General features: G+C 40.1%; 7 protein-coding genes. 1 reads left to right on the top strand and 6 read right to left on the bottom strand.

The window, feature by feature from the left end; genetic code table 11:
* Positions 1-64: 64 nt before the first annotated feature.
* A complete protein-coding gene (locus SORDD24_RS00575; protein WP_061406599.1) occupies positions 65-916 on the top strand; it encodes a MurR/RpiR family transcriptional regulator in 852 nt (283 codons plus the stop codon).
* A gap of 135 nt (positions 917-1,051) precedes the next feature.
* On the opposite strand, the gene SORDD24_RS00570 is transcribed toward SORDD24_RS00575, so the two are convergent.
* The 6 genes from SORDD24_RS00570 to SORDD24_RS00545 form a co-directional block, all read right to left on the bottom strand.
* Positions 1,052-1,816, bottom strand: coding sequence for a class I SAM-dependent methyltransferase (locus tag SORDD24_RS00570; protein ID WP_061406597.1), 765 nt, complete (start codon positions 1,814-1,816; stop codon positions 1,052-1,054).
* Positions 1,817-2,166: 350 nt separating this feature from the next.
* Positions 2,167-3,051: an ROK family protein gene (locus SORDD24_RS00565; protein WP_061406595.1), complete on the bottom strand. Its 885-nt coding sequence runs from the start codon at positions 3,049-3,051 to the stop codon at positions 2,167-2,169.
* Between the two features lie 17 nt (positions 3,052-3,068).
* Positions 3,069-3,986, bottom strand: coding sequence for a dihydrodipicolinate synthase family protein (locus SORDD24_RS00560; protein ID WP_001281480.1), 918 nt, complete (start codon positions 3,984-3,986; stop codon positions 3,069-3,071).
* A gap of 171 nt (positions 3,987-4,157) precedes the next feature.
* Positions 4,158-4,802, bottom strand: a complete 645-nt coding sequence (locus SORDD24_RS00555; RefSeq protein WP_061406593.1) for a YesL family protein — start codon at positions 4,800-4,802, stop codon at positions 4,158-4,160.
* A gap of 20 nt (positions 4,803-4,822) precedes the next feature.
* Positions 4,823-5,275, bottom strand: coding sequence for a NanQ anomerase/TabA/YiaL family protein (locus SORDD24_RS00550; RefSeq protein WP_061406591.1), 453 nt, complete (start codon positions 5,273-5,275; stop codon positions 4,823-4,825).
* A 445-nt stretch (positions 5,276-5,720) separates the two neighbouring features.
* On the bottom strand, positions 5,721-6,095 hold a 375-nt coding region (locus SORDD24_RS00545; RefSeq protein ID WP_081103473.1), incomplete at its 5' end, for a carbohydrate ABC transporter permease.

Here is a 6,095-nt window from a genome sequence, read left to right as displayed (position 1 = left end):
ATAATGATAGTAATAGTTAGGAAAGCGTTAACCTTTAAGACTTTGACTCATAAAAAGGAGCCTCATGAACAAGCCAGATATCGCAACCATAATCGATCTCCATTTTGAAGAATTAACCGAGCTCGAGCAAGAAATCGCTCGTTATTTTTTACAAACTGAAACAATCCAAGATGATCTCTCTTCTCAGCAAGTTACCCAGAAATTACATATCTCCCAAGCAGCCTTGACCCGCTTTGCCAAAAAGTGTGGTTTTACAGGCTACCGAGAATTCGTCTTTCAATACCAGCATCAGGCTAGTAAACCGGACACTCATTCGCACAAACATAGTCCTTTGACCAAACGTGTTTTACGAAGCTACAGTATCATGCGAGAACAAACTCAAGATTTGATTGACGAAGAACAACTGGAACGCGTCACCCAATTAATCGATGACGCGGAACGAGTTTACTTTTTTGGAACGGGCAGTTCTGGTCTGATTGCCCGTGAGATGAAACTGCGCTTTATGCGACTAGGTGTTGTCTGTGAAGCTTTGACCGATCAGGATGGCTTTGCATGGACGACCAGTATCATGGATGAAAACTGTTTGGTACTTGGCTTTTCTCTATCAGGCACTACCCAATCCGTCTTAGATAGTTTGTTGGATGCCAAGGAAATGGGTGCTAAGACCATCCTCTTTACCAGTGCTCCAAATAAAAATAGTCAGGCTTATACCGAAACAGTCCTTGTCGCAAGCCATAGTCAATCTTCTTACATCCAGCGTATTTCCGCTCAACTCCCTATGCTCATTTTAATAGATTTGATTTATGCCTACTTTTTGGAAATCAATCGCGAGAGCAAAGAAAAAATCTTTAATAGTTATTGGGAAAACAAAAAGCTCAATGGCTATCGTAGACAAAAACGTGTTAGAAAATCCTAGTTTGGTTGAGCCAAACTAGGATTGTTTTGTTTTGAAATGATAATAGGCACCCAACATCCCTGCGGTATTTTGGTGATGGGCAAATTCTAATCGTAAAATAAAACGAGCTATTCTCCAGAAGTATGTTCTATAAGATTATAGTTTAATGCAAAGTGTAGCGATGTAGTCATTTCCATAACGTGACAAGCGATGTCTTTTGTCACATGATTCATAAAAATCGATCATAGCGAGACCGTTTTTTAGTTGTCCTCTAATCTGACTTTCTAAGGTATGGCTAAATTCATATCCATATTCTGGATTGATGGTGATTTTGCCTTCCTCTTCAAGCTCTCTTGAATTAAAAGGGATTGAAAACTTTAACAGTAATTCCTCATCAGGTTTGTCCCATACAGTGTCAGCATCATACATGTAGATCCAAGGATTCATAAATCCGACCATTAACAAACCGCCCTTTTTCAATACTCGAGAGGCTTCTTTATACATGTTTTCTAAATCCTCTATATATACATTTGAAACTGGATTAAAAATAATATCAAACGTTTCATCTTCAAATGGGAATGGTTTTGTCAGATCGCCTTGGACTGTATTGATTTTTAATCCTTCTCTTTCAGCAACCATCTCATCTCTTTGTAATTGTGCTACGGAAAAATCCATTATGGTGACATCATAACCTTTTAGAGCAAAAACTGGTCCCTGCTGGCCACCACCACAAGCTAACCCTAATATCTTTTTTCCCTTGGCTTTTTCAAACCATTCTGTGGGCACTTTTTTCCCAACAGTTAAGGCAACAGAAATTAGATGCTTTCTAGCTTCTTCTAATTCTTCATGTGTCAACGGCTCAGTATAATCATTTTTTACATTATTCCATCTATCTTGATTACATTTTATATAATTGTTCATCTGATAATCTCCTCGTGATTTGATACTATTTCGATTTAAGTTGGATGAGCTGCCATTACATTTTTCTCACCGCTACAAATTCTAATTTGTCAATTTTTCGTCCATCTTATTATATCATTTTTCAATATTTTCTCATTTACTCAAGATAAATATCAATTAAATGGTTGATAGAATTGTCCTCGCCTTGTAGTTCATCATCTCGCCTTAACTTTTCATGTAAGGTGGTTATTTTCTCCTAGTTTCTCTCGATTACCTCCTTTGGCTCTAATTTTTCAATAAAAAAAGAATTAAGCAGAACATTTTTCACTCGACTAGTGATTAAGTGTTCTTCTTAATTCTATAGTTCCAAACTAGGATTGTTTTGTTTTGAAATGATAATAGGCACCCAACATACCTGCTGTATTTTGGTGATGGGCAAATTCTAATCGTGTTTTTTCAGCTAGACTTGGTACCAAGGCCGCCTTCAAGGCTGTGCGGATCTTTGGTTTGAGGATTGCCTCTTGTCCCATAATACCGCCACCGAGAATAACCACTTCTGGATTGGCAACGTAGCAAATATTTGCCAGACCTTTCCCAAGGTAATCTACCATGCGGTCAATGCCTGTCATACAGATCTTGTTTCCTTCAGTAGCTTCCTTGAAGATGCGTCGCCCATTCCACTGATCAACTGAGTCACCATGAGCTGTTGCTACATATTCTACCAAGGCTGTCGTAGAAGCAAGATCCTGGAAAGCTCCATCCTGCATGTGCATATAACCGACTTCGCAGGCCGAATTGCTAAATCCATGGAAGACTTTCCCATCCATAATCAAACAACCACCGATACCGGTTCCAATGGTCAAACAAAGTGTCACACTCGCTCCCTTGCCTGAACCAGATACTGCCTCAGCAAGACCTGCACAGTTGACATCATTTTCAATCTCACAAGGAATCGCAAAACTCGTCTCGATTTCCTTCTTGAACTGGGTTCCTGCGTAGTTAGGGATTTGCGGTCCAGCGTAGAAAATCTCTCCCTTGTCAGGATCCACCATCCCAGCAGAAGAAATGGCAACACCTGCTACTGGGCCTTTTTCTAAATAGCTGGAAACGATATCTTTTGTCTTTTGTAAGATATGGGGGCCACCCTTTTGCGCCTCAGTTGGCATTTCATGCGATTCAACAAGTTGGCCTTCTTGATCGATCAAACCATATTTGATGTTGGTTCCGCCAATATCAATTGCAACGTAGTGTGTCATAAATACCTCCTTATGGATTAGAGGAAGCGCTCCTTGGTTTCACGAATCAAGGCTGCAGCTGCTTCTACAACTGGACGATCTTCTTCGGTTACTGGTGTCAATGGTGAACGAACTGAACCAATGTTCAAACCTTCATTGATTTTCAAAACTTCTTTGATGACACAGTACATATTTCCATGTGCAGCAGTCAATTTACCAATGATTGCATTGATAGCGTATTGCAATTCACGCGCAGTTTCCAAGTCTTTCTCAGCAATTAACTCATTGAGTTTCAAGAAGAGTTCTGGCATCGCACCGTAAGTACCACCGATACCAGCTTTGGCACCCATGAGTCGTCCACCTAGGAACTGTTCATCTGGACCATTGAATACGATGTGGTCTTCTCCACCAAGGCTGACAAAGGTTTGGATATCTTGAACTGGCATAGAAGAGTTCTTGACACCAATAACACGAGGATTCTTCAACATTTCAGTATAAAGACTTGGAGTCAAAGCAACACCTGCCAACTGAGGAATGTTGTAGATCACATAGTCTGTGTTTGGTGCTGCAGCACTAATGTCATTCCAGTATTTAGCAACTGAGTATTCAGGCAAGCGGAAGTAAATCGGTGGAATCGTTGCGATAGCATCTACTCCCAAACTTTCCGCATGGCGAGCAAGTTCCATACTGTCTTTAGTATTGTTGCAAGCTACGTGAGCGATAATAGTCAATTTGCCCTTAGCAACTGCCATGACTTCTTCCAAAATCAACTTGCGGTCCTCTACACTTTGGTAGATACATTCACCAGAAGAACCGTTGACATAGAGGCCTTGAACTCCCTTATCAATGAAGTATTGAACCAAGGCACGCGTACGCTCTGGACTTACTTCTCCTTGATCATCATAACATGCGTAGAAGGCTGGAATGACACCTTCGTATTTTTTCAAATCTGACATAGATTTTCTCCTAAGATTTCTTTTTTTCTGCTGAGAGCAGTTCTATTCTTTACAAGTTTAGTATACACCTTGTGAAAATCGCTTTCAATATCTTGTATACACTTAGATTTTAGTTTCTACTTGTATTTTAGAAACTTTAACGATTGAAAGTAGTTTCAGAAACACCTCAACCTACTGGTATTTGGCGAAGATTTTCTCCATCAAACCTGCTTGGAGAAAGACTAGCAAACCAAAACCAAAGAGGATAAAAGCTGATCCACCCAAAAGGAGAGTAAAGGCGGATAGATAAAGAACCATCACAATGAGAAAGAGAATGGCTAACATGAGGAAGAACCATGGAAAGTTAAAACTTGCCAAGATAAGCCCTTTTTGCAGCACTTCTTTCCAAGACAGATCATAGCGGGCAGCGATGGGATAACTAGCCAACATCACCAGAGTGAGGAAGATGAGAATCCCCAAACAAATAGCTTTCACAATCTGGAAAGGTAAAGCTGTCTGACCCCAGAAAAGATAGAGGTCTATAAGACTCAGCAAAACAATGCCCAATTCTAGCAAACCTAACTGGAAACCCAGTTTTAGATTTTGCTTGAAAGCTCTCAGATAGGTTCTGAAAACAGGTACTCGCCTGCTTCTCTTAATCTCAAACATGGTTTGGTAGAGGCTGATTTTCGCCACCCCAATCGTCACGATAGGCAAACAAGAGACAACAAAAAGAAGATTGGCTGTCACGATATCCAAGACCTTCTCACTGAAACGCATGAGAAAATTATCTGTATCAAATGCTGCCTTGATCAGGCTTACTCCTTTTTGTGCCATGTTTGCTCCTCCTGATTCTTTTAATCAATCAAAATTTTAAAGAGATATTTGCGAACCTTCTCTTCCATCCCTGCATAGCCATTTGGCTGGTGCGGTTCTCCAGGGAAGAAAATCGCAAAATTGTGATAACCCAACAATAGTGGGTAGCGTTCATGACAATGGACAAAACCAATGTCACTCGCTTCGTCAAATGCTACTGCCTCGTCTTTGATACGTGAACCGTAGCTTGAATATTCATGTCCTTCTACCAGCAAATGTAAGTCTGCATAGTTCTTATGGTGCTCAAATTGATCATTTTTAGCTTGATTGAGGACATTTTCCTGAACAACTAGAAAGACCTTGTCCCCGTCAATCTCATACTTACCGAGTTCGAAAAAATCCTTACGGTGCTGATAGAGATAGTCGATAGCCTTGTCTAGATTGGGATGGATTCCCTTGTAAAAGGCTATGTTTTTCAAATCGTCAAAAATCATACTGTTTCCTTCGTTTCTGATAGTTACTATTTTTCAGTTTCGAATTATCCTTTCTCTATCTCCCTGTAATAGTGCAGACGGAAGCAAATTCCTTAGGAATTTCATTCCTAATTTTTGAGCCTGTTGCTCTTTCATCGTCAGTCTCAAAAATTCCGTCTAAGATAAAGCGTAAGTTGCTTATCTTAGATACCACTAAAGCGGGAAATAGATACCATAAAACGAACCTACTCTAACTAGTATCATGAAAAGAGTTCATTCTTAAGTTTATAAGTGTCTGACAAAATCTCTATGGCATACAAATACCCAACATTTTGTAGACACTTATAACTCTGTATTCTCTTATACTCAATGAAAATCGAAGAACAAACTAGGAAGCTAACCGCAGGCAATACTTAAGTATGGCAAGGTGATGCTGACATTGTCTGAATTCGATTTTCGCAGAGTATTATCCTTTAACAGCACCCATGGTAATCCCTTGTGTGAAGGATTTTTGGAAGACAAGGAAGACCGTTACGATTGGCACTGCAGCAAGTGCTGCTCCTGCCATAATGAGACCATAGTTGGTTGCCATTTCAGCCTGCATGGTCGCAACCCCTAGTGAAATAGTCAAATTTTGACGTGAAGTCAACATAACCAACTGCATAAAGTAGTCATTCCAAGTATTGATAAAGGTAAAGATTGCAAGAGCTGCAAATCCAGGTTTCACGATTGGAAAGGCTACGCTCCAGAAAGTACGAATTTCACCACAACCATCGATTTTAGCGGATTCCAAAAGTTCTGTTGGGATGTTTTCACTGAACTGTTTCATAAGGAAAACCCC

This window comes from Streptococcus oralis (genome assembly GCF_001579175.1).
GTDB classification, from domain to species: Bacteria; Bacillota; Bacilli; order Lactobacillales; family Streptococcaceae; genus Streptococcus; species Streptococcus oralis_O.
The sequence above is the reverse complement of the archived record's forward strand: the minus strand, read 5'-3'. Positions and strand labels throughout refer to the sequence as shown.